Origin of the sequence: Streptomyces sp. NPDC059851, from assembly GCF_042732005.1 — a bacterium.
Classification (GTDB): Bacteria; Actinomycetota; Actinomycetes; order Streptomycetales; family Streptomycetaceae; genus Streptomyces.
The window spans coordinates 62,968-85,920 of the sequence record NZ_JBHWJJ010000002.1 but is presented as its reverse complement, the minus strand read 5'-3'; the positions used below and the strand labels follow the sequence as shown (position 1 = coordinate 85,920).

Below are 22,953 nucleotides of genomic sequence, written 5' to 3'. Positions count from 1 at the left end.
CGCTCCAGGGAAGGACCCTTCGTGAGCGACACCACCGATCTGATGGGCGCTGCCGACACCTCCGTCGACACCAGCGCTCCCGCCGCGGCCTCCGCGCCCAAGCGCCGCCGCTCCGGCACCGGCCTCGAAGGCATGGTCCTGGCCGAGCTGCAGCAGGTCGCGTCGGGCCTCGGTATCAGGGGCACCGCGCGCATGCGCAAGAGCCAGCTGATCGAGGTCATCAAGGAGGCGCAGGCGGGCGGTAGCACCGCCAAGGCCGCGGCCCCCGCAGCCGAGGCCGCCGAGGCCAAGCCGAAGCGCCGCGCCACCAGCAAGGCCCGCACGGGCGAGGCCGCCGCCGAGGTGCCCGCCGAGAAGCCCGCCGCCCCGGCGCAGATCGAGATCCCGGGCCAGCCGGCCGGGGGCACCGCCCGCACGAGCGAAGCCGAGCGCGACGAGGCCCCGGCCGGTGAGCGCCGCCGCCGCCGTGCCACCGCCCCCTCCGGCAGCCCGGAGAACGCGGCCGCCGCCACCGTGACCGTCGAGGCCAAGCCCGAGACCGCCACGGTCGCCGCGCCCGCCGAGACCAAGGCCGAGGCCTCCACCGCCGTCTCCGCGCCCGCCCAGGGCGGCCAGGAGGGCGAGGGCCGCGGCCGCCGCGACCGCCGCGACCGCGGTGAGCGCGGGGAGCGCGGTGAGCGTCAGCGCGACCGCCGTGAGCGCGGTGCCAAGACCGACGAGCAGGGCCAGGGCGCCCCCGGCCAGGGCCAGGGCGGCGGCCGGGGCGACCGTGACCGCCAGCAGGGCGGCCGCGGTCAGGGCCAGCAGGGCGGCCAGCAGGGCCGCCAGGACGCCGGGCCGCAGGACGACTTCGAGGACGAGGGCGGCCGCCGCGGCCGTCGCGGCCGCTACCGCGACCGCCGTGGCCGTCGCGGCCGCGACGAGTTCGCCCCGGGCGAGCCGCAGGTCGCCGACGACGACGTCCTGATCCCCGTCGCGGGCATCCTCGACATCCTCGACAACTACGCGTTCATCCGGACCTCGGGCTACCTGCCCGGCCCCAACGACGTGTACGTGTCCCTCGCCCAGGTCCGCAAGGCGGGTCTGCGCAAGGGTGACCACATCACCGGTGCCGTGCGCCAGCCCAAGGACGGCGAGCGCCGCGAGAAGTTCAACGCGCTCGTGCGCCTGGACTCCGTCAACGGCATGGCGCCCGAATCCGGTCGCGGTCGCCCCGAGTTCCAGAAGCTGACCCCGCTCTACCCGCAGGACCGGCTCCGCCTGGAGACCGACCCGGGTGTGCTGACGACGCGCATCATCGACCTGGTGTCGCCGATCGGCAAGGGCCAGCGCGGTCTGATCGTGGCCCCGCCGAAGACCGGCAAGACCATGATCATGCAGGCGATCGCCAACGCGATCACCACGAACAACCCCGAGTGCCACCTGATGGTCGTCCTCGTCGACGAGCGTCCGGAAGAGGTCACCGACATGCAGCGGTCGGTCAAGGGCGAGGTCATCTCCTCGACCTTCGACCGCCCGGCCGAGGACCACACCACCGTGGCCGAGCTGGCCATCGAGCGCGCCAAGCGCCTCGTCGAGCTGGGCCACGACGTGGTCGTCCTGCTGGACTCCATCACCCGCCTGGGCCGCGCGTACAACCTCGCGGCGCCCGCCTCCGGCCGCATCCTGTCCGGTGGTGTCGACTCGACCGCGCTGTACCCGCCGAAGCGCTTCTTCGGTGCCGCGCGCAACATCGAGGACGGCGGCTCGCTGACCATCCTGGCCACCGCGCTGGTCGACACCGGCTCGCGCATGGACGAGGTGATCTTCGAGGAGTTCAAGGGCACCGGCAACATGGAGCTCAAGCTCGACCGGAAGCTCGCCGACAAGCGCATCTTCCCGGCCGTCGACGTCGACCCGTCGGGCACCCGCAAGGAGGAGATCCTCCTCAACAGCGAGGAGCTCTCCATCGTCTGGAAGCTGCGCCGGGTGCTGCACGCGCTCGACTCGCAGCAGGCCATCGAGCTGCTGCTCGACAAGATGAAGCAGACGAAGTCGAACGCCGAGTTCCTGATGCAGATCGCCAAGACGACGCCGGCGGGCAAGAACGACGACTGACCGCCGTCACGGCACCACACCGGGACCGCCCCCACCGCAGCCGCGGCGGGGGCGGTCCCGCGTTTTCCGCCCGTACGGAGCGACGGGGCCGGTACGCGGCTGCGGGGCCGTACGGGCACGGAATCGCCCGTGTTGGTCGCGGGGGTCCCCGTACGGCGCCCAGCGCGGCCCCTGCGGCCCCGTACGGCCCTTCCGGCCCGTGCGCCCCGCCCGGTCCGGCCCTGCGTGCGAGCTTCGCCACATCCGCGGTCCCCGCGGGCGGTGGACGGCCGGGCCGTGGAACCCCCGGAGGCGTTCCCCCGTCTGTGTCAAGGGGCAGGCGGGGGAAGCCCGAGGCCGGACGGACGGCCGGGCCCGCACCCAGAACTGAGGAGAGCATGAGCGAGGAGAGCAGGGGCGGGGGGCGGCGCGCCGCCGCGGACCGGGGCCGGCCGAAACCGGCGAAGCGCAAGGCCCTGGCCGCGGCCGCCTGGACCGCGGCCGGCGTGGTTCTCCTCGGCGGGGCGGGACTCGGCTGGTTCTACTTCAAGATCAGCGGGAATCTGAAGACGGTCGACATCGACCAGGCGCTCGGCGCCGACCGTCCCCAGAACGTGGACAACGGCTCGATGGACATCCTCGTCCTCGGCTCCGACTCCCGGGCCGGCGCCAACGGCGAGTACGGCCGCGACGACGGCGGCTCGGCCCGCTCCGACACCGCGATGATCGTCCACCTGTACGAGGGCCACAAGAAGGCCACCGTCGTGTCGATCCCGCGCGACACCATCGTCAACCGCCCCTCGTGCACCACGAGCAACGGCAAGACCGACCGCGGCAGCTCGCGCTCGCAGTTCAACGAGGCCTTCACCATCGGCGGGGCGGCCTGTGCGGTCAAGACCGTCGAGAAGATGTCGGGGATCCGCATGGACCACTACATCGAGGTCGACTTCACGGGCTTCAAGAAGATCATCGACAACCTCGGCGGCGTCGAGGTGACCACGACCAAGCCGATCAAGGACGACGGCAGCCACCTCAACCTGGCGGCCGGCACCAACCGCCTCAACGGCGAGCAGGCACTGGGCCTGGTCCGCACCCGCAAGAGCGTCGGCGACGGCAGCGACCTCGGCCGAATACAGCTCCAGCAGGCCTTCATCAAGGCCCTGATCAAGCAGGTCAAGAGCATCGGCGTCTTCGACAACCCCAAACGGCTGCTCGACCTCGCCGACACCGGTACCAAGGCGCTCACCACCGACAAGCCGCTCGGCGACGTGAAGTCCCTCATGGGCTTCGCCCAGAGCCTGCAGGGCATCGACGCCCAGAACATGCACATGATCACCCTGCCGGTGACCCCGGACCGCTACGACCCCAACCGCGTCGCACCGCTCGCCAAGGAGTCCAAGATGGTCTGGGACGCCCTGCTGGCCGAGCAGCCGGTCCCGGCCGAGGCCACGGCGAACTCCGCCGGTGACAAGAGCGCGGCCGGCGACATCGTCCGCTAGCGCACGCCGCGGCGGGGCCGCCCGCCACCCCCGCGAAGGGCTCGCCCGGGCGGGATCGCGGGGGAACGGAATAGACGCCCGGCCCTCGTGGTTGAGGAGGGCGTTCCCGGAATTTTGACAGGCAGCCCGGTCCTGGCAGACTGGTCTGTCGGCCCCGGTTCACGCACGCGGCAATTCGGCCCCTGCGACCCGGTGCCCTCCCGAATCTAGGAGACACCTTGAAGCGCGATGTTCACCCCGAGTACGTCGAGACCCAGGTCAGCTGCACCTGCGGCGCGTCGTTCACCACCCGTAGCACCCTGACCGAGGGCACCATCCGTGCCGAGGTCTGCTCCGAGTGCCACCCGTTCTACACGGGCAAGCAGAAGATCCTCGACACCGGTGGCCGTGTCGCCCGCTTCGAGGCCCGCTTCGGCAAGGCTGCCGGCTCGAAGTAGCGAGCCCACGGCGCCGGACCCCGGCCGCACCCCGCTCATGCGGGCGCGGCCGGGCCGGCGCCTTTGTCGTCCCGCAGCCATTTTTTCGTACTTTTCACCCCAGGAGCCCCCGATGTTCGAGGCGGTCGAGGAACTGGTCGGCGAACACGCCGACCTCGAGAAGAAGCTCGCCGACCCTTCGGTCTTCTCCGATCAGGCCAACGCGCGCAAGCTGAACAAGCGCTACGCGGAGCTGACCCCGATCATCGCCACCTACCGGGCGTGGAAGCAGTCGGCGGACGACATCGACACGGCGAAGGAATTCGCCGCGGACGACCCCGACTTCGCAGCCGAGGTCAAGGAGCTCACCGCGCACCGCGAGGAGCTCACCGAGAAGCTCCGCCTGCTGCTCGTCCCGCGCGACCCCAGCGACGACAAGGACGTGCTGCTGGAGATCAAGGCGGGCGCGGGCGGCGACGAGTCCGCCCTGTTCGCCGGCGACCTGCTGCGCATGTACCTGCGCTACGCCGAGCGCGTCGGCTGGAAGACCGAGATCATCGACTCCACCGAGTCCGAGCTCGGCGGCTACAAGGACGTCCAGGTCTCCGTCCGCACCAAGGGCGGCAACGGCGCCACCGAGCCCGGCCAGGGCGTGTGGGCCCGCCTGAAGTACGAGGGCGGCGTGCACCGCGTCCAGCGCGTGCCGGCCACCGAGTCCCAGGGCCGCATCCACACCTCCGCCGCCGGCGTGCTCGTCACCCCGGAGGCCGAGGAGGTCGAGGTCGAGATCAACCAGAACGACCTGCGCATCGACGTGTACCGGTCGTCCGGCCCCGGCGGCCAGTCCGTCAACACCACGGACTCCGCCGTCCGCATCACCCACCTGCCCACCGGCGTCGTCGCGTCCTGCCAGAACGAGAAGAGCCAGCTCCAGAACAAGGAGCAGGCCATGCGCATCCTGCGCTCCCGCCTGCTGGCCGCAGCCCAGGAGGCCGCCGAGCAGGAGGCCGCCGACGCCCGCCGCAGCCAGGTCCGCACCGTCGACCGGTCCGAGAAGATCCGTACGTACAACTTCCCGGAAAACCGGCTCTCGGACCACCGGACCGGCTTCAAGGCGTACAACTTGGACCAGGTGCTCGACGGCGACCTCGACCCGGTCATCCAGTCGTGCGTCGACACGGACTCGGCCGCCAAGCTCGCGGCCGCGAACCCGAACTGACCCCCCTCCCCCGTACGACAGCAAGCCCGGAGGACCAGCGTGAACTTGCTGCTTGCCGAGGTGGCCCAGGCCACCCAGCGGCTGGCCGCCGCAGGTGTGCCCTCACCGCGCTTCGACGCCGAGGAGCTCGCGGCCTTCGTCCACGGCGTCAAACGGGGGGAACTGCACCGCGTCAAGGACGCGGACTTCGACGCCCGCTACTGGGAGGCCGTCGCCCGCCGCGAGGCGCGCGAGCCGCTCCAGCACATCACCGGGCGCGCCTTCTTCCGGTACCTGGAGCTGCAGGTCGGGCCCGGGGTGTTCGTGCCCCGGCCCGAGACCGAGTCGGTCGTGGACTGGGCCATACAGGCCGTCCGGGCGATGGACGTCGTCGAGCCGCTGATCGTGGACCTGTGCACCGGGTCCGGAGCCATCGCGCTCGCCCTTGCGCAGGAGGTGCCGCGCTCCCGCGTGCACGCCGTGGAGCTTTCCGAGGACGCCCTGCGCTGGGCCCGCAAGAACGCGGAGGGCTCGCGGGTCACCGTCCACCACGGCGACGCCCTGGAAGCCCTGCCCGAGCTGGACGGCCAGGTCGACCTGGTGATCTCGAACCCGCCGTACATCCCGCTCACCGAGTGGGAGTACGTCGCCCCCGAGGCCCGCGACCACGACCCGGAGATGGCGCTCTTCTCCGGCGAGGACGGCCTCGACACCATCCGCGGCATCGAGCGGACCGCGCACCGGCTGCTGCGGCCCGGCGGCATCGTCGTCGTCGAACACGCGGACACCCAGGGCGGGCAGGTTCCGTGGATCTTCGCCGAGGAGCTGGGCTGGGCCGACGCCGCCGACCACCCCGACCTCAACAACCGCCCCCGCTTCGCGACGGCCCGCAAGGCACTGCCGTGAGCGCCCCCCTTCCCCCCACCCACCTGCTGCACGAGGAGGCCCGCTGATGGCCCGGCGATACGACTGCAACGACGCGACGGACCGTGCGACGGGCCTGCGTGAGGCCGCCTCCGCCGTGCGCCGCGGAGAGCTGGTCGTGCTGCCCACCGACACCCTGTACGGGATCGGCGCGGACGCCTTCAGCGCGGAGGCCGTCGGCGACCTGCTCGCCGCCAAGGGGCGGGGCCGCAACATGCCCACCCCGGTGCTCATCGGCTCCCCGAACACGCTCCACGGCCTGGTCACGGACTTCTCCGAGCAGGCGTGGGAGCTCGTCGACGCCTTCTGGCCGGGCGCGCTGACCCTCGTCGCCAAGCACCAGCCCTCGTTGGCCTGGGACCTGGGCGAGACCCGGGGCACGGTGGCCGTGCGCATGCCGCTGCACCCCGTCGCGATCGAGCTGCTGACCGAGGTCGGCCCGATGGCCGTGTCCTCCGCCAACCTGACCGGCCACCCGGCACCCGAGGACTGCGACGCGGCGCGCGCGATGCTCGGCGACTCCGTGTCGGTGTACCTGGACGGCGGTCCCACCCCCGGGATCCAGCCGTCGTCGATCGTCGACGTCACCGGGAAGGTCCCCGTCCTGTTGCGCGAGGGCGCGCTGACCGCCGAGCAGCTGCGGGAGGTCGTACCCGACCTCGAGGTGGCCCCGTGAGCCCTCAGGGGCGTGGCATAGCCGACGGGCAGCTCCCGCCCGTGAGCGGGACGGGTACCTTCCGCATCCTCCACGTCAGCACCGGCAACGTGTGCCGCTCGCCCATCACCGAGCGGCTGACCCGGCACGCGCTGGCGCACCGCCTGGGCGACGTCCCGGCGAGCAGCCTGATCGTGGAGAGCGCCGGCACGTGGGGCCACGAGGGCGCCCCCATGGAGGCGAACGCGGCGGCCGTCCTCGCCGACTTCGGCGCGGACGCCTCCGGGTTCACGGGGCGCGAGCTGCTCGACGAGCACGTCATACGCGCCGACCTGGTCCTGACCGCCACCCGGGACCACCGGGCGCAGGTCATCTCCATGGGGCACTCGGCCGGGCTGCGGACGTTCACCTTGAAGGAGTTCACCCGGCTGGTGCGGGCGATAGACCCGGCGACGCTGCCGCCCCTGGACGACGGCGTCGCCGAACGCGCGCGGGCGCTGGTACGGGCCGCGGCGGCGCTCCGCGGGTGGCTGCTGGCCCCTTCGCCCGACGCGGACGAGGTGTACGACCCGTACGGCGCGCCGATCACCTTCTTCCGCTCCATCGGCGACGAGATCAACCAGGCCCTGGACCCGGTCGTCACGGCCCTGACGGGCGTCGCGGCCCCGCGCTGACCACGGTCGTCGCGGCCCTGACGGGGGTCGCGGCGGGCCGCCCACGGCTCCGGGCCCCCGGGGTTCGTCCCGCAGGGCGCGGTGGCTCCGGCGGGCCTACAGTGGCGGTACCCGGTACCCCCACTGGAGTTGCGCCATGAGCGTCCTCACCCCGCCCTCCGAGCTGCTGCGGCAGCAGGATCCGCAGATGGCCGACGTGCTCGCCGGGGAGGCGCAGCGGCAGGCCACCTCGCTCCAGCTGATCGCCGCCGAGAACTTCACCTCTCCCGCCGTCCTCGCCGCCCTCGGCTCGTCGCTCGCCAACAAGTACGCCGAGGGGTACCCGGGCAGGCGCTACCACGGCGGCTGCGAGTACGCCGACCTGGCCGAGCGGACCGCGGCGGAGCGGGCGCGCGCGCTGTTCGGGGTCGAGCACGCCAACGTGCAGCCGCACTCGGGGTCCGCCGCCGTCCTGGCCGCGTACGCCGCGCTGCTGCGGCCGGGGGACACCGTGTTGGCGATGGGGCTCGCGTACGGCGGTCACCTCACACACGGCTCGCCGGCCAACTTCTCCGGCCGCTGGTTCGACTTCGTCGGCTACGGCGTCGACGCCGAGACGGGCCTGATCGACTACCACGAGGTGCAGCAGCTGGCCCGTGCCCACCGGCCGAAGGCCATCGTGTGCGGCTCGATCTCCTACCCGCGGCACCTGGAGTACTCGGTCTTCCGGGAGATCGCCGACGAGGTGGGGGCCTACCTCATCGCGGACGCCGCCCACCCGATCGGCCTCGTCGCCGGCGGGGCCGCGCCCAGCCCCGTCCCGTACGCCGACATCGTGTGCGCGACCACCCACAAGGTGCTGCGCGGCCCCCGCGGCGGGATGGTCCTGTGCGGGGAGGAGTTCGCCGAGCGGATCGACCGGGCGGTGTTCCCGTTCACCCAGGGCGGTGCCCAGATGCACACCATCGCCGCGAAGGCCGTCGCCTTCGGGGAGGCGGCCCGGCCCGCGTTCACCACGTACGCCCACCGGGTCGTGGCCAACGCGCGGGTGCTGGCGGAGGCGCTGACCTCGCAGGGGTTCTCCGTGACGACCGGCGGCACGGACACGCACCTGATCACCGCCGACCCGGCGCCCCTCGGCCTCGACGGCCCCACCGCCCGCGGTCGGCTCGCCGCGGCGGGGATCGTGCTGGACACCTGTGCCCTGCCGTACGGGGACCAGCGCGGGATCCGCCTGGGTACGGCGGCCGTGACCACGCAGGGCATGCGGGAGGCGGAGATGGGGCGGATCGCCGCGCTGTTCACGGCCGCGCTGCAGGGGGAAGCGGCCAAAACCCGCACGGACGTGGCTGATCTGGCCCGGTCCTTTCCCCCGTACGGTGGGTAATCGGGGCGAGCGGGGCGTACCGCAACCGTTGCCGGGGTTCCTCGCGTCCTCGCCACCGGGGACATCGCAGCTAATGTGTGGGGCTGAGATGGCCGGCGATACATCTGGGGCAGCCCGTGCGTGAATATCTGCTGACGCTGTGCGTCACGGTGGCGGTGACCTACCTGCTCACCGGGCCCGTGCGGAGGTTCGCGATCGCGGCCGGCGCGATGCCGGAGATCCGCGCCCGCGACGTGCACCGCGAGCCCACTCCGCGGCTCGGCGGGATCGCCATGTTCGGAGGACTGTGCGCGGGCCTGCTGGTCGCCGACCACCTGCCCAACCTCAACGGGGTCTTCGAGCTGTCGAACGAGCCGCGGGCCCTGCTCTCGGGTGCGGCGCTGATCTGGCTGATCGGCGTCCTGGACGACAAGTTCGAGATCGACGCGCTGATCAAGCTCGGCGCGCAGATGATCGCCGCCGGTGTGATGGTCATGCAGGGCCTGACCGTGCTGTGGATCCCCGTCCCGTGGATCGGCACGGTCGCGCTCACCCAGTGGCAGGGCAACCTGCTCACGGTGGCCCTGGTGGTCATCACCATCAACGCGGTGAACTTCGTGGACGGCCTCGACGGGCTGGCCGCCGGCATGGTGTGCATCGCCGCCGCGGCGTTCTTCCTGTACGCGTACCGGATCTGGTTCGGCTACGGGATCGAGGCGGCGGCGCCCGCGACCCTCTTCGCGGCGATCCTGATGGGCATGTGCCTGGGCTTCCTGCCGCACAACATGCATCCCGCCCGGATCTTCATGGGCGACTCCGGCTCGATGCTCATCGGCCTGGTCCTCGCCGCCGGCGCCATCTCGATCACGGGCCAGGTGGACCCGGACACGATGGCCCTCTTCGCGGGCGGCGAGCGCAACGCGACGCACGCGATGCTCCCGGTCTTCATCCCGCTGCTGCTACCGCTGACGATCATCGCGATCCCGATGGCCGACCTGGTCCTGGCCATCGTGCGGCGCACCTGGAAGGGCCAGTCGCCGTTCGCGGCGGACCGCGGGCACCTGCACCACCGGCTGCTGGAACTCGGCCATTCGCACAGCCGCGCCGTCCTGATCATGTACTTCTGGTCCGGCCTGATCGCGTTCGGGGCGGTGGCCTATTCGGTGCACTCCGCCTCGATGTGGATCGTGTTGGTGATCGCGGCCCTGAGCGCCGTGGGCCTGGTGCTGCTGCTCCTGCCGCGCTTCAGGCCGCGGGCCCCGCGGTGGGCGGAGTTCCTGGTCCCGCCGCGCTACCGGCACGCCGAGCGGGCCGCCGAGGCCGCCGCCCAGGACGTCTCGGGCCGCGAGCCGGAGCCCGCCCGGCGGATCGCGGTGGGTGTCTCGGGCGTCAACGGAGCGACCGCGGTGGGCCCCCGTTCGCGCTTCCCCGACCGGCGTAAGGCCGAAACGACGCGCTGACGGCGGCGGAGCATGTCGGACATCGGTCGCCATTAGCACACAAGTCGATGGCTTGTCGCGCACACACGGGCGCGTTCACACTCATGTGTGACAGTTGGCACACCCCCCAGGTAAAGCTCTCATCAAATAGTTTGTGATACCGTTCACTAAACCCGGCGACACAGCCGAAGGACCGTAGTGCGACGGTCCATCGGCTTGAGGTTCTCTCTCGGTCCGGGCCTACGCTCGTCCCGTACGAGTCCCGTACCCCCACCACCACGCGGAGCTACCCCGCCATGCGGTCTGATGACGTCCGATCCCTCCTGCAAACCGCCGTACCCACCGCTGTGGCCGGCGTTGTCGCCGCGATCGTCAGCGGTGTCGTCGCGGGCGGCAAGGGGGCCATCGGTGCGCTCGTCGCCACGCTGGTGGTGATCGCTTTCATGGGCGTCGGCTTCATCGTTCTGCAGCGCACGGCGCGATCGTGGCCCCATCTGTTCCAGATGATGGGTCTGGCGCTCTACACGACCCAGATCCTGCTGCTGTTCGTCTTCGTCGCCGCGTTCCGGGATACGACGCTGTTCAACCCCAAGGCCTTCGCCATTTCGCTGGTCGTCGCCACGCTCGTCTGGATCGCCGCGCAGACCCGCGCCCACATGAAGGCCAAGATCCTTTACGTCGAGCCGAACGCCGACAAGGGTGACAAGCCCGAAAACACGGGGTCCTCGTCGTGAAGGGTAGGGGCGGGATAAGTGCTCGTTCGAGATGCTGCTATCGTCCGGTGCCGTGTGCGGCATCGCGGGCGCGGGCATCTGAGCTGACGCCTGCTCAATCGCGAGGCTCAATGCCTGCCAGCCGCCCCCACATCCGTAAGACCAGTCCCGTGCCGACCCGCGGCCCTGCGCCGCGCCGACACAACGAGGTTGCCGTACCTATGCGCCACGCTGAAGGAGCCCGCGGTGAGTGCTGACCCGACGCAGGTGCTCGCCTTCGAGACCGATTGCCACATCTTCGACGGCTGTGGCTTCCCGGCTCCTGGCCTGCACTCGTTCCTGTTCGAGCCGATCTTCGGCGACGCGAACAGCAGCGTCTACTTCAACAAGACGATGCTGCTCGCCCTGCTCGGGAGCGTCATCATCGTCGGCTTCTTCTGGGCGGCTTTCTCCAAGCCGAAGGTGGTCCCCGGAAAGCTGCAGATGGTCGCCGAGGCCGGTTACGACTTCGTCCGCCGCGGCATCGTCTACGAGACCCTGGGCAAGAAGGAAGGCGAGAAGTACGTCCCCTTCATGGTCGCGACGTTCTTCTTCGTCTGGATCCTGAACCTCTGGTCGATCATTCCGCTCGCCCAGTTCCCGGTGACCTCCGTCATCGCCTACCCGGCCGGCCTCGCCCTCGTCATCTACGTCATGTGGATGTCGGTCACCTTCAAGCGCCACGGCTTCATCGGCGGCCTGAAGAACCTGACGGGCTACGACAAGTCGCTCGGCGGGATCCTGCCGCTGGTCATGCTGATCGAGTTCTTCTCGAACGTCCTGGTGCGCCCCTTCACCCACGCGGTCCGTCTCTTCGCGAACATGTTCGCCGGTCACACGCTGCTGCTGCTCTTCACGATCGCCAGCTGGTACCTGCTGAACGGCATCGGCATCGCCTACGCGGGCGTCTCGTTCGTGATGGTCATCGTGATGACCGCCTTCGAGCTCTTCATCCAGGCTGTCCAGGCCTACGTCTTCGTGCTCCTGGCCTGCAGCTTCCTCCAGGGCGCCGTCGCCGAGCACCACTGACCGGCCCCCACCCCCAAACCATCACTCGTCCGGTGGCCAACCCCCACCGGTCCATGAAAGAGAAGGAAGAACCGGCATGTCCGTTCTCGCGCAGACCCTCGCTCAGGGCGTCGAAATCAAGGGCAACCTCGGCTCGATCGGCTACGGCCTCGCCGCCATCGGCCCCGGCGTCGGCGTCGGCATCATCTTCGGCAACGGCACCCAGGCCCTTGCCCGCCAGCCCGAGGCTGCCGGCCTGATCCGCGCCAACCAGATCCTCGGCTTCGCCTTCTGTGAGGCGCTCGCCCTGATCGGTCTGGTCATGCCGTTCGTTTACCCGACCTCCTGATCGCGGTAACGAACACCCTTAGACGGAAGGCACTGATGTGAACCCTCTGGTTCAGATTGCGGCTGAGGTGGAGAACCCCCTCATCCCGCCGATCCCCGAGCTGGTCATCGGTCTGATCGCCTTCGTCATCGTCTTCGGCTTCCTCGCGAAGAAGCTCCTCCCGAACATCAACAAGGTTCTGGACGAGCGCCGCGAGGCCATCGAAGGCGGTATGGAGAAGGCCGAGGCGGCGCAGACCGAAGCCCAGAGCGTGCTGGAGCAGTACAAGGCCCAGCTCGCCGAGGCTCGGCACGAGGCCGCTCGCCTGCGCCAGGAAGCGCTGGAGCAGGGCACTGCGCTCAAGGAAGAGCTGCGCGCAGAGGGCCAGCGGCAGCGCGAGGAGATCATCGCTGCCGGCCACGCCCAGATCGAGGCCGACCGCAAGGCCGCCTCGCAGGCGCTGCGCCAGGACGTGGGCAAGCTCGCCACCGACCTGGCCGGCAAGCTCGTCGGTGAGTCCCTTGAGGACCACGCCCGGCAGAGCCGCACCATCGACCGGTTCCTCGACGAGCTCGAGGCGAAGGCCGAGGCGGCCCGATGAACGGAGCGAGCCGCGAGGCGCTGCACGCCTCCCGCGAGCGCCTCGACGCGCTGACGGACAGCACGTCCGTCGACGCGGCGAAGCTCGCCGGTGAGCTGGCCGCCGTCACCGCGCTGCTCGACCGCGAGGTCTCGCTGCGTCGGGTCCTCACGGACCCGGCGCAGCCGGGTGAGGCCAAGGCCGAGCTGGTTGCACGGCTGCTGGGCGGCCAGGTCGGCGGGGAGACCCTCGACCTGGTGTCCGGCATGGTGCGCTCCCGCTGGTCGCAGTCCCGCGACCTGGTGGATTCGCTGGAGGAGCTGGCGGACACCGCCGACCTCACCGCCGCGCAGAAGGCCGGCACGCTCGACGACGTCGAGGACGAGATCTTCCGCTTCGGCCGGATCCTCGCCTCGAACACCGAGCTGCGGGCCGCCCTGACCGACCGCAAGGCGACCGCCGCCGCCAAGAGCGAGCTGCTCCGCAGCCTGCTCTCCGGCAAGGCGAGCGCCGCCACCGAGCGCCTGGTGACGCGGCTGGTCATCCACCCGCGTGGACGTAGCCTGGAAGCGGGACTCGAGTCCCTTTCCAAGCTCGCCGCCGAGCGCCGTGACCGCATGGTCGCCACCGTGACCACCGCGGTTCCGCTCAGCGACGTGCAGAAGCAGCGTCTCGGCGCGGTGCTGGCGAAGCTGTACGGCCGCCAGATGCACCTGAACCTCGACGTGGACCCCGAAGTCCTCGGCGGGATCGTGGTGCAGGTGGGCGACGAGGTCATCGACGGCTCCACCGCGAGCCGGCTGACCGAAGCCGCGCGCCGCATGGCCGGCTGACCAGCCGCAGCAGCCACCAACAGAACACAGCATTCCTAGCGGCCCGGTTGGGCCGTGCAGAAATTGCAGAAGATTCCTGGGGGTCGCCCCCAGACCCCTAAGAGACTTCGGGCCCAACAAGGAGAGCAGGGAACCCAGATGGCGGAGCTCACGATCCGGCCGGAGGAGATCCGGGACGCACTGGAGACCTTCGTCCAGTCGTACCAGCCGGACGCGGCCTCGCGCGAGGAGGTCGGCACGGTCAGCGTTGCCGGTGACGGCATCGCGAAGGTGGAGGGTCTGCCCTCCACCATGGCGAACGAGCTGCTGAAGTTCGAGGACGGCACCCTCGGCCTCGCCCTCAACCTCGAGGAGCGCGAGATCGGTGCCATCGTCCTCGGTGAGTTCAGCGGTATCGAGGAGGGCCAGCCGGTGCAGCGCACCGGTGAGGTGCTCTCCGTCGGCGTCGGCGAGGGCTACCTCGGCCGCGTTGTCGACCCGCTCGGCAACCCGATCGACGGCCTCGGCGAGATCGCGACCGAGGGCCGCCGCGCCCTCGAGCTGCAGGCCCCGGGCGTCATGGCGCGCAAGTCCGTGCACGAGCCCATGGAGACGGGCTACAAGGCCGTCGACGCCATGACGCCGGTCGGCCGCGGCCAGCGTCAGCTGATCATCGGTGACCGCCAGACCGGCAAGACCGCCCTGGCCGTCGACACGATCATCAACCAGCGTGACAACTGGCGCTCGGGCGACGTCAACAAGCAGGTCCGCTGCATCTACGTCGCCATCGGCCAGAAGGGCTCCACCATCGCTTCCGTGCGCGCAGCGCTGGAAGAGGCCGGTGCCCTGGAGTACACGACCATCGTCGCCGCCCCGGCGTCGGACCCGGCCGGCTTCAAGTACCTCGCGCCGTACACCGGTTCCGCCATCGGTCAGCACTGGATGTACCAGGGCAAGCACGTCCTGATCGTCTTCGACGACCTGTCGAAGCAGGCCGACGCCTACCGCGCCGTGTCCCTGCTGCTGCGCCGCCCGCCGGGCCGTGAGGCCTACCCGGGTGACGTCTTCTACCTGCACTCCCGTCTGCTGGAGCGCTGCGCCAAGCTCTCCGACGAGATGGGTGCCGGTTCGATGACCGGTCTGCCGATCGTCGAGACCAAGGCCAACGACGTCTCGGCGTTCATCCCGACCAACGTCATCTCCATCACCGACGGCCAGTGCTTCCTGGAGTCCGACCTGTTCAACGCGGGCCAGCGCCCGGCCCTGAACGTCGGTATCTCGGTCTCCCGTGTCGGTGGCTCCGCCCAGCACAAGGCCATGAAGCAGATCTCCGGCCGCCTGCGCGTGGACCTCGCCCAGTACCGCGAGCTGGAGGCGTTCGCCGCCTTCGGTTCCGACCTGGACTCCGCGTCGAAGTCCGCGCTGGAGCGCGGCAAGCGCATGGTCGAGCTGCTCAAGCAGGGCCAGTACCAGCCGATGCCGGTGCAGGAGCAGGTCATCTCCATCTGGGCCGGCACCACCGGCAAGATGGACGACGTCCCGGTCGAGGACATCCGCCGCTTCGAGTCCGAGCTGCTGGAGCACCTGCGTCACAACCGCAAGGAGCTCCTCACCTCGATCCGCGAGGGCGGCAAGATGTCGGACGACACCCTGCAGTCCGTCGCCGACGCGATCGCCGAGTTCAAGAAGCAGTTCGAGACCTCGGACGGCAAGCTTCTGGGCGAAGACGCGCCGGTGACCAAGTAACGACGGAAGGGACCTGACTCATGGGAGCCCAGCTCCGGGTCTACAAGCGTCGCATCCGATCCGTTACCGCGACCAAGAAGATCACCAAGGCGATGGAGATGATCGCCGCCTCGCGCATCGTCAAGGCGCAGCGCCAGGTGGCGGCCTCCACGCCGTACGCGACCGAGCTCACCCGTGCGGTGACCGCGGTGGCGACGGGGTCCAACACCAAGCACCCGCTCACCACGGGGGCGGAGACCCCGGTGCGCGCGGCCGTGCTGCTGCTCACGAGCGACCGTGGTCTGGCCGGCGGCTACTCGTCCAACGCCATCAAGGCGGCGGACCGGCTGACCGAGCGGCTGCGCAGCGAGGGCAAGGAGGTCGACCACTACATCGTCGGCCGCAAGGGCGTCGCCTACTTCAGCTTCCGTGAGCGCAAGGTCACGGACAGCTGGACCGGCTTCACCGACAGCCCGAGCTACGCGGACGCGAAGGCCGTGGCTGCGCCGCTCATCGAGGCCATCTCCCAGGAGACGGCCGAGGGCGGCGTGGACGAGCTGCACATCGTCTTCACGGAGTTCGTGTCGATGATGACGCAGAACGCGGTGGACGACCGGATGCTGCCGCTCAGCCTTGAGAAGGTGCAGGAGGAGACGGCGGGCAAGGGCGAGCTCCTGCCGCTGTTCGACTTCGAGCCGTCGGCGGAGGACGTCCTCGACGCCCTGCTGCCGCGCTACGTCGAGAGCCGCGTGTACAACGCGCTGCTGCAGGCCGCTGCTTCCGAGCACGCCGCCCGCCGCCGTGCGATGAAGTCGGCGACCGACAACGCCGGTGAGCTCATCACGAACCTCACCCGGCTTGCCAACGCGGCCCGCCAGGCCGAAATCACCCAGGAAATCAGCGAGATCGTCGGTGGCTCCGCAGCCCTGGCCGACGCGAACGCGGGGAGTGACAAGTAATGACGACCTCTGTTGAGACGGCCGCTGCCACCGGTCGCATCGCGCGGGTCATCGGCCCGGTCGTCGACGTGGAATTCCCCGTCGACGCCATGCCGGAGATCTACAACGCGCTGACCGTCCAGGTTGCCGACCCGGCCGAGGAGGGCGCGCTCAAGACGCTGACCCTCGAGGTCGCGCAGCACCTCGGTGACGGCGTTGTCCGCGCCATCTCCATGCAGCCCACCGACGGCCTGGTCCGCCAGGCCGTGGTGACCGACACGGGCACGGGCATCACCGTCCCGGTCGGTGACTTCACCAAGGGCAAGGTGTTCAACACCCTCGGCGAGGTGCTGAACGAGCCCGAGGCCAACGGCACCGAGTCCGAGCGCTGGGCGATCCACCGCACGGCCCCGAAGTTCGAGGACCTCGAGTCGAAGACCGAGATGTTCGAGACGGGCCTCAAGGTCGTCGACCTGCTCACCCCGTACGTCAAGGGTGGAAAGATCGGTCTGTTCGGTGGTGCCGGTGTCGGCAAGACCGTTCTGATCCAGGAAATGATCATGCGTGTGGCGAAGCTGCACGAGGGTGTTTCCGTCTTCGCCGGCGTGGGTGAGCGCACCCGTGAGGGCAACGACCTCATCGCGGAGATGGAGGAGTCCGGCGTTCTCGACAAGACCGCGCTGGTCTTCGGCCAGATGGACGAGCCCCCGGGCACCCGTCTGCGCGTCGCCCTGGCCGGTCTGACCATGGCGGAGTACTTCCGCGATGTGCAGAAGCAGGACGTGCTGTTCTTCATCGACAACATCTTCCGCTTCACGCAGGCCGGTTCCGAGGTGTCGACCCTGCTCGGCCGTATGCCCTCCGCGGTGGGTTACCAGCCGAACCTGGCCGACGAGATGGGTCTCCTCCAGGAGCGCATCACCTCGACCCGTGGTCACTCGATCACCTCGATGCAGGCGATCTACGTCCCCGCCGACGACCTCACCGACCCGGCGCCGGCGACCACCTTCGCCCACCTCGACGCGACGACGGTCCTGTCCCGTCCGATCTCCGAGAAGGGCATCTACCCGGCCGTGGACCCGCTGGACTCCTCGTCCCGCATCCTCGACCCGCGGTACATCGCCAAGGAGCACTACGAGGCCGCGACCCGCGTCAAGGGGATCCTGCAGAAGTACAAGGACCTCCAGGACATCATCGCGATCCTCGGTATCGACGAGCTGGGCGAGGAGGACAAGCTCGTTGTCCACCGTGCCCGTCGTGTCGAGCGCTTCCTGTCCCAGAACACCCACGCGGCGAAGCAGTTCACCGGTGTGGACGGTTCGGACGTTCCGCTCGACGAGTCGATCGCCGCGTTCAACGCGATCTGCGACGGTGAGTTCGACCACTTCCCGGAGCAGGCCTTCTTCATGTGCGGTGGCCTTGAGGACCTGAAGGCCAACGCCAAGGAGCTGGGCGTCTCCTGAAGCCGTGCTCTGACGAGCACTGCTGACTGACGGAGAGGGGCGGGTGCGTCCCGTCCCTCTCCCCACGCCCATTAGAATTTGACCCAACACCCGGCTGACCCGCCGGGTGGTGACCCGAGGAGCCACCTTGGCTGCTGAGCTGCACGTCGAGCTGGTCGCGGCGGACCGAAGCGTCTGGTCCGGTGGGGCCACCCTGGTCGTCGCCCGCACCACGTCCGGCGACATCGGCGTCATGCCCGGTCACCAGCCGCTTCTCGGTGTGCTGGAATCGGGCCCGGTGACCATCCGTACCAGCGAGGGCGGCACGGTCGTCGCCGCGGTGCACGGCGGATTCATCTCGTTCGCGGACAACAAGCTGTCCATGCTGGCCGAGATCGCCGAGCTCGCGGACGAGATCGACGTCCAGCGGGCGGAGCGGGCACTGGAGCGCGCGAAGGCGGAGGCCGACGCGGCCGCCGAGCGTCGCGCGGATGTCCGGCTGCGCGCGGTCGCGGGGCGCTGAGCCCCGTACCGAACAGGTTTGAAACCTCAGCCGCGGTCCGTTCCGGAATTTTCCGGGACGGGTCGCGGCTGAGGCGATGTACGTCCCTTTTTCACGTGCGGTATGTCGATGAGCGAGGAGGTCGGTGAAGATGCTCCTCGCTCTGCTTGTGAGCGGCCTGGTCGTAGCCCTGGTGGTGATCGGCCTTTTCGTGTTCGGGCTGCGCCGCAGACTGATCCAGCGCTCCGGCGGCACCTTCGACTGTTCCTTGCGCTGGGGTGTGGCCGACAAGCCGGACCTCTCCGGCAAGGGCTGGGTCTACGGTGTCGCGCGGTACAGCGGTGACCGCATCGACTGGTTCCGCGTCTTCTCGTACTCTCCGCGGCCGCGCCGGCTGCTGGAGCGGGATTCCATCGAGGTGGTCTCGCGCCGGGCTCCCGAGGGCGAGGAGGAACTGGCGCTGCTGTCCGACGCCGTCGTGCTCGGCTGCACCCACCGGGGAACCCGGCTGGAGCTGGCGATGAGCGAGGACGCCCTGACCGGGTTCCTGGCCTGGCTGGAGGCGGCGCCTCCGGGCCAGAGGGTGAACGTGGCCTGAGGCGTCGGGCGTACGGACCCGCGCGTGGAAGCCGGGGGGACGGGGGGCGGACCCCGTATCCCCGGCTTCGTCGTCCGCCGGCTCAGTGCGCGGCGTTCACCGAAGACCGGAGTGGACGGCCGCGGCGAGCTCGCCGCTCGCGGTGTCGCCGCTGAACTCCCAGTAGAAGGCGCCCCTGAGCCCCTGCTGCTTGGCCCAGGCCGTCTTTCCGGCGATGGTGGCGGGGGTGTCGTAGCTCCACCAGTTGCTGCCGCACTTGGCGTAGGCCGTGCCGGCGATCGTGCCGGTGGCCGGGCAACTGTTCTTGAGCACCTTGTAGTCCTCGATGCCCTGCTCGTACGTGCCCTGTGCCGGGCCGGTGGCGGTGCCGCCGGGGGCCGCCTGGGTGACGCCGGTCCAGCCGCGGCCGTAGAAGCCGATGCCGAGGTTGAGCTTGCTGCCCGGGACGCCCTTGGCCTTGAGCTTGGCGATGGCGTCGGCGGAGTTGAAGCCGGCCTGCGGGATCCCGGCGTAGGAGGTGAGCGGGGAGTGCGGGGCGGTCGGGCCCTGGGCGGCCCAGGCACCGAAGAAGTCGTACGTCATGACGTTGTAGAAGTCCGTGTACTGCGCGGCGCCCGCGTAGTCGGCCTTGTCGATCTTGCCGCCGTCGGAGGCGTCGGCGGTGATGGCCGCGGTGACCAGGTTGTTCGCGCCGAACTTGGCCTTCATGGCCTGCATCATGTTCTTGAAGGCGGCTGCTCCCGAGGTGTCGCAGCTCAGACCGCAGGCGTTCGGGTACTCCCAGTCCAGGTCGATGCCGTCGAAGACGTCCGCCCAGCGCGGGTCCTCGACCAGGTCGTAGCAGGACTGGGCGAAGGCGGCCGGGTTCGCGGCGACCTGGCCGAAGCCGCCGGACCAGGTCCAGCCGCCGAAGGACCACAGGACCTTGATGTGCGGGTACTGGGCCTTGAGCTTGCGCAGCTGGTTGAAGTTGCCGCGCAGCGGCTGGTCCCAGGTGTCGGCCTTGCCGTCGACGCTCTGGTCGGCGGTGTAGGCCTTGTCGTAGTCGGCGTAGGCGTCGCCGATGGTGCACTTGCCGCCCTGGACGTTGCCGAAGGCGTAGTTGATGTGCGTGATCTTCGCGGCGGTGCCGGAGGTGACCAGGTTCTTCACGTGGTAGTTGCGCCCGTAGACGCCCCAGTTGGTGAAGTAGCCGAGCTTGACCTTGTCGCCCGGGTCGGGCGGGACGGTGCCGCCGGACGTGGTGACGGTCAGGCTGCCGGAGGAGGGCCCGGTCTGGCCGGCGGTGTCGCGGGCGGTCACGGAGTACGTGTACGCGGTGCCCTTGGTCAGGCCGGTGTCGGTGTACGAGGTCCCGCTGACCGTGGCGATCCTCGTGGCGCCGCGGTGGACGTCGTACTCCTTGACGCCCTTGTCGTCGGTGGCCGCGGCCCAGCTGAGGCCCACCGAGGTCTCGGTGACCTGGCCCGCGGCGGGGGTGCCGGGGGCCGAGGGCGGGGCGTCGCCGGGCTGGGAGGGCCCGCCGTCGCAGGAGCCGCCGTTGACGGTGCAGCCGGTGGGGGCGCCGGAGCCGGTGCCGTTGAAGCCGAAGGTGACGCTGGCGCCGGGGGCGAGGGTGCCGTTCCAGCCGACGTTCCTGCCGGTCCAGCGGTTGCCGGAATCGGTGACGGTGGCGTCCCAGGCCGAGGTCACCCGGGTGCCGGCGGGGAAGTCCCACGCGACGGTCCAGCCGGTGATGGTGGTGGTCCCGGTGTTCTTGACCGTCCACTTGCCCTCGAAGCCGGATCCCCAGTCGGAGACCTTCGTGTACGTCGCCGTCGCGGACTCGGCGGCCTGCGCCGGGCCGGCCAGCGCCACCAGCCCGGCGAGGGGCACGGCGAGCGCGGCCACGGCCGCGGCGAGCCTTCTGAACGTACGGGTGCGGGGTGGGGGTGCTGTGCTCAAGGGTGCTCCTCCGTAGGTCCGTCGTGGCCGTGGGGTCGACCGCGACATGGGGGTGGGACCTGCGCCGCCCGTGAGCACGCCGGCGGGGCACGCTCACCACAGTTGCCGCGAGCGTAGAAAGGTCTGGACCAAGCGTCAAGAGGTCCAGACCTCAAGGGAGTTGGGCTGCCCGCCGCACCCCTAGGGGCCCAACTCCTGGGCCAACACGGCCGCCTGCACCCGGCTGCGCAACCCCAACTTCCCCAGCAGCCTGCTCACGTGCGTCTTCACCGTCGCCTCGGCCATCTCCAGCCGCACCGCGATCTCCGCGTTCGACAACCCCTCGCCCAGGCAGCCCAGTACCTCGCGCTCCCGCCGGGTCAGAGATTCCACCGCCTCGGCCGTCTGCGGAGCCACCGCGGGCCGCGCCGCGCGCGGGGCCGCGAACTCGGCGATCAGCCGCCTGGTCACCGCCGGGGCGATCAGCCCCTCGCCGCGTGCGACCGTCCGCACCCCCGCGATCAGCTCGGCGGCGTCCACGTTCTTCAGCAGGAAGCCCGCCGCACCCGCACGCAGCGCCCCGAACACGTACTCGTCGAGGTCGAAAGTGGTCAGCACGAGGACGTCCGCGAGGCCCTCCGACACCACCTGGCGCGTCGCCGACACCCCGTCGAGCCGGGGCATCTGCACGTCCATGAGGACGAGGTCCGGCCGAAGCTCCCGGGCCAGTCGCACCGCCGCCTCGCCGTCCGCCGCCTCGCCGACGACCTCGATGTCGCCCGCGCTGCGCAGGATCAGCACCAGCCCCGCCCGGACCGCGCTCTGGTCCTCGGCCACCACGACCCGGATGGTCATGACGTCACCGCCTTCTCCTCGGCGGGCAGCACCGCCCGCACCTGCCAGACCGGGCCCCGCCGGCCCGCCGTGAACTCCCCGCCCAGCAGCTCGGTCCGCTCCCGCATGCCGACCAGCCCCGCCCCCGAGCCGGGGGCGCGGGGGCCCGGCTGCTCACCGTACGGGGACTCCACGTCCACGGTCAGGAGTCCGTCGGCGCGGGCCACGCCCACCCGGACCGTGCCCGGCGCGGCGTGTTTGAGGGCGTTGGTCAGCGACTCCTGGACGATCCGGTACGCGGCCAGCTCCACCGGTGCCGGCAGCGGTCCGGCGTCCGGCCGCCGGGTGTCGTCCAGCTCGAATTCCAGTCCGCTCGCCCCGCCGTTGACACGGGCCTGCTCCAGGAGGGCGTCGAGCCCGTCCAGGGACGGGGTGGCGACCGCCTCCTGCCCGGCTCCCGCGGCCCGCAGCAGGCCGATCAGCCTCCGCATCTCGGCCAGCCCCTGCACGCTGTTCTCCCGGATCACCCCGAGGGCCTCGCGGCTGGTGGCGGGGGAGTCGATCGAGAGGGCCGCGGTGGAGTGGATGGCGATCGCCGACAGGTGGTTGGCCACCATGTCGTGCAGCTCCCGGGCCATTCGGGCCCGCTCCGCGGCCACGGCCTGGGTGCGGTCCATTTCGGCCAGCAGGGCGGTCTGCTCGGCACGGAGCCGGGCGGCGATCGCGGCCTCCCGGTGATTGCGCAGCGTAGCGCCGGTGAGGGCCGGGCCGAAGCTGACGATGCCGGTGAGCACGCCGAGCAGGAGGCCCCGGGGGGCGCCCAGTACGGCCATGGAGGCGATGGTGACGACGACGGTGACCAGGCCGGTGCTGATCGGGAGCCGCCTCGCCATGGTCGGCTTCCCGTAGACGACGGCCGCGTACATCAGGTCCGTGAAGAGGACGATGGTGGCGATGTTGCCCACCGTGAACTGGTCGAGGGCGGTCGCCCCCACGCCGACGGGCAGGGTGACGGCGGGGGCGCTGCGCCGCAGCAGTACCAGCGGACCGATGACCAGGAGGGGGACCAGGGCCGCCCACTCGGGGAAGAAGTGTCGGCTGCCCGTGCTGTGGACCCCCAGCGACCACAGCAGCAGCCCGCCGAGCACGCCGACCACCGCGATGATCACGTCGTCGCGGTGCGGAGGGGGGATCCTGCGGAGCGCGGCGGTCGCCGTCGCGGGCGCGGAGTCGTTCACGGTCCCATCCAACACGGTGGCGTCCGGCCGTGCCTCGCCACCAGGGC

The 22,953-nt window shown here is 70.6% G+C and carries 22 protein-coding genes; 19 read left to right on the top strand and 3 right to left on the bottom strand.

All coding sequences use genetic code 11. The annotated features are described in order from the left end of the window. Nucleotides 1-21: 21 nt before the first annotated feature. The 19 genes from rho to ACFV7Q_RS00900 all read left to right on the top strand — a co-directional run bounded on the left by rho (nt 22) and on the right by ACFV7Q_RS00900 (nt 18,911). Nucleotides 22-2,097: a transcription termination factor Rho gene (rho, locus tag ACFV7Q_RS00990; protein ID WP_385422168.1), complete on the top strand. Its 2,076-nt coding sequence runs from the start codon at nt 22-24 to the stop codon at nt 2,095-2,097. A 377-nt stretch (nt 2,098-2,474) separates the two neighbouring features. Further along, entirely contained in the window at nt 2,475-3,575 is a 1,101-nt protein-coding gene (locus ACFV7Q_RS00985; RefSeq protein WP_385422166.1) for an LCP family protein, read from the top strand. 218 nt (nt 3,576-3,793) lie between these two features. Further along, entirely contained in the window at nt 3,794-4,012 is a 219-nt protein-coding gene (gene rpmE / locus ACFV7Q_RS00980) for a 50S ribosomal protein L31 (RefSeq protein WP_030153765.1), read from the top strand. Nucleotides 4,013-4,124: 112 nt separating this feature from the next. Continuing rightward, nucleotides 4,125-5,210 (top strand): peptide chain release factor 1, encoded by a 1,086-nt coding sequence (gene prfA / locus ACFV7Q_RS00975; protein WP_385422164.1) that lies wholly within the window; start codon nt 4,125-4,127, stop codon nt 5,208-5,210. 39 nt (nt 5,211-5,249) lie between these two features. Further along, the gene (gene prmC / locus ACFV7Q_RS00970) at nt 5,250-6,095 is read left to right on the top strand and encodes a peptide chain release factor N(5)-glutamine methyltransferase (protein WP_385422162.1); all 846 of its coding nucleotides are present in this window, start codon (nt 5,250-5,252) and stop codon (nt 6,093-6,095) included. Between the two features lie 46 nt (nt 6,096-6,141). After that, nucleotides 6,142-6,789, top strand: a complete 648-nt coding sequence (locus tag ACFV7Q_RS00965; RefSeq protein ID WP_360637101.1) for an L-threonylcarbamoyladenylate synthase — start codon at nt 6,142-6,144, stop codon at nt 6,787-6,789. Continuing rightward, nucleotides 6,786-7,442, top strand: coding sequence for a protein-tyrosine-phosphatase (locus ACFV7Q_RS00960; RefSeq protein ID WP_385422159.1), 657 nt, complete (start codon nt 6,786-6,788; stop codon nt 7,440-7,442). Before ACFV7Q_RS00965 ends, ACFV7Q_RS00960 begins: the two co-directional genes overlap by 4 nt. Nucleotides 7,443-7,578: 136 nt before the next feature. Further along, complete coding sequence (glyA, locus tag ACFV7Q_RS00955) at nt 7,579-8,808, top strand: serine hydroxymethyltransferase (RefSeq protein ID WP_385422157.1); 1,230 nt, start codon at nt 7,579-7,581, stop codon at nt 8,806-8,808. A gap of 104 nt (nt 8,809-8,912) precedes the next feature. Beyond that, entirely contained in the window at nt 8,913-10,247 is a 1,335-nt protein-coding gene (locus ACFV7Q_RS00950) for an MraY family glycosyltransferase (RefSeq protein WP_385422237.1), read from the top strand. Between the two features lie 275 nt (nt 10,248-10,522). Further along, entirely contained in the window at nt 10,523-10,960 is a 438-nt protein-coding gene (locus ACFV7Q_RS00945) for a hypothetical protein (protein WP_385422155.1), read from the top strand. A gap of 210 nt (nt 10,961-11,170) precedes the next feature. Continuing rightward, nucleotides 11,171-12,007, top strand: a complete 837-nt coding sequence (gene atpB / locus ACFV7Q_RS00940) for a F0F1 ATP synthase subunit A (RefSeq protein ID WP_385422235.1) — start codon at nt 11,171-11,173, stop codon at nt 12,005-12,007. 76 nt (nt 12,008-12,083) lie between these two features. Next, nucleotides 12,084-12,335, top strand: a complete 252-nt coding sequence (locus ACFV7Q_RS00935; protein ID WP_385422153.1) for a F0F1 ATP synthase subunit C — start codon at nt 12,084-12,086, stop codon at nt 12,333-12,335. 37 nt (nt 12,336-12,372) lie between these two features. Beyond that, on the top strand, nt 12,373-12,915 hold the full coding sequence (locus ACFV7Q_RS00930; protein WP_385422151.1) for a F0F1 ATP synthase subunit B: 543 nt from the start codon (nt 12,373-12,375) through the stop codon (nt 12,913-12,915). Continuing rightward, on the top strand, nt 12,912-13,727 hold the full coding sequence (locus tag ACFV7Q_RS00925) for a F0F1 ATP synthase subunit delta (RefSeq protein WP_385422149.1): 816 nt from the start codon (nt 12,912-12,914) through the stop codon (nt 13,725-13,727). Before ACFV7Q_RS00930 ends, ACFV7Q_RS00925 begins: the two co-directional genes overlap by 4 nt. Nucleotides 13,728-13,865: 138 nt before the next feature. Next, nucleotides 13,866-15,452: a F0F1 ATP synthase subunit alpha gene (gene atpA / locus ACFV7Q_RS00920; protein WP_385422147.1), complete on the top strand. Its 1,587-nt coding sequence runs from the start codon at nt 13,866-13,868 to the stop codon at nt 15,450-15,452. 20 nt (nt 15,453-15,472) lie between these two features. Beyond that, nucleotides 15,473-16,390: a F0F1 ATP synthase subunit gamma gene (locus ACFV7Q_RS00915; RefSeq protein WP_385422145.1), complete on the top strand. Its 918-nt coding sequence runs from the start codon at nt 15,473-15,475 to the stop codon at nt 16,388-16,390. Then, nucleotides 16,390-17,832 carry a F0F1 ATP synthase subunit beta gene (gene atpD / locus ACFV7Q_RS00910; protein WP_385422143.1) on the top strand — a complete coding sequence of 481 codons (1,443 nt, stop codon included), beginning with the start codon at nt 16,390-16,392 and terminating at the stop codon, nt 17,830-17,832. Before ACFV7Q_RS00915 ends, atpD begins: the two co-directional genes overlap by 1 nt. 127 nt (nt 17,833-17,959) lie before the next feature. Next, nucleotides 17,960-18,334 carry a F0F1 ATP synthase subunit epsilon gene (locus ACFV7Q_RS00905; RefSeq protein WP_385422141.1) on the top strand — a complete coding sequence of 125 codons (375 nt, stop codon included), beginning with the start codon at nt 17,960-17,962 and terminating at the stop codon, nt 18,332-18,334. A gap of 130 nt (nt 18,335-18,464) precedes the next feature. Then, nucleotides 18,465-18,911, top strand: coding sequence for a DUF2550 domain-containing protein (locus ACFV7Q_RS00900; RefSeq protein WP_361088883.1), 447 nt, complete (start codon nt 18,465-18,467; stop codon nt 18,909-18,911). Nucleotides 18,912-19,007: 96 nt separating this feature from the next. Here the strand turns inward: ACFV7Q_RS00900 and ACFV7Q_RS00895 are convergent, their stop codons facing one another. The 3 genes from ACFV7Q_RS00895 to ACFV7Q_RS00885 form a co-directional block, all read right to left on the bottom strand. Next, nucleotides 19,008-20,903: a glycosyl hydrolase family 18 protein gene (locus tag ACFV7Q_RS00895; protein WP_385422139.1), complete on the bottom strand. Its 1,896-nt coding sequence runs from the start codon at nt 20,901-20,903 to the stop codon at nt 19,008-19,010. Nucleotides 20,904-21,035: 132 nt separating this feature from the next. Continuing rightward, nucleotides 21,036-21,689, bottom strand: coding sequence for a response regulator (locus ACFV7Q_RS00890; protein WP_385422137.1), 654 nt, complete (start codon nt 21,687-21,689; stop codon nt 21,036-21,038). Further along, complete coding sequence (locus ACFV7Q_RS00885) at nt 21,686-22,906, bottom strand: sensor histidine kinase (RefSeq protein WP_385422135.1); 1,221 nt, start codon at nt 22,904-22,906, stop codon at nt 21,686-21,688. The genes ACFV7Q_RS00890 and ACFV7Q_RS00885 overlap by 4 nt, the downstream gene beginning before the upstream one ends. Nucleotides 22,907-22,953: the final 47 nt, after the last annotated feature.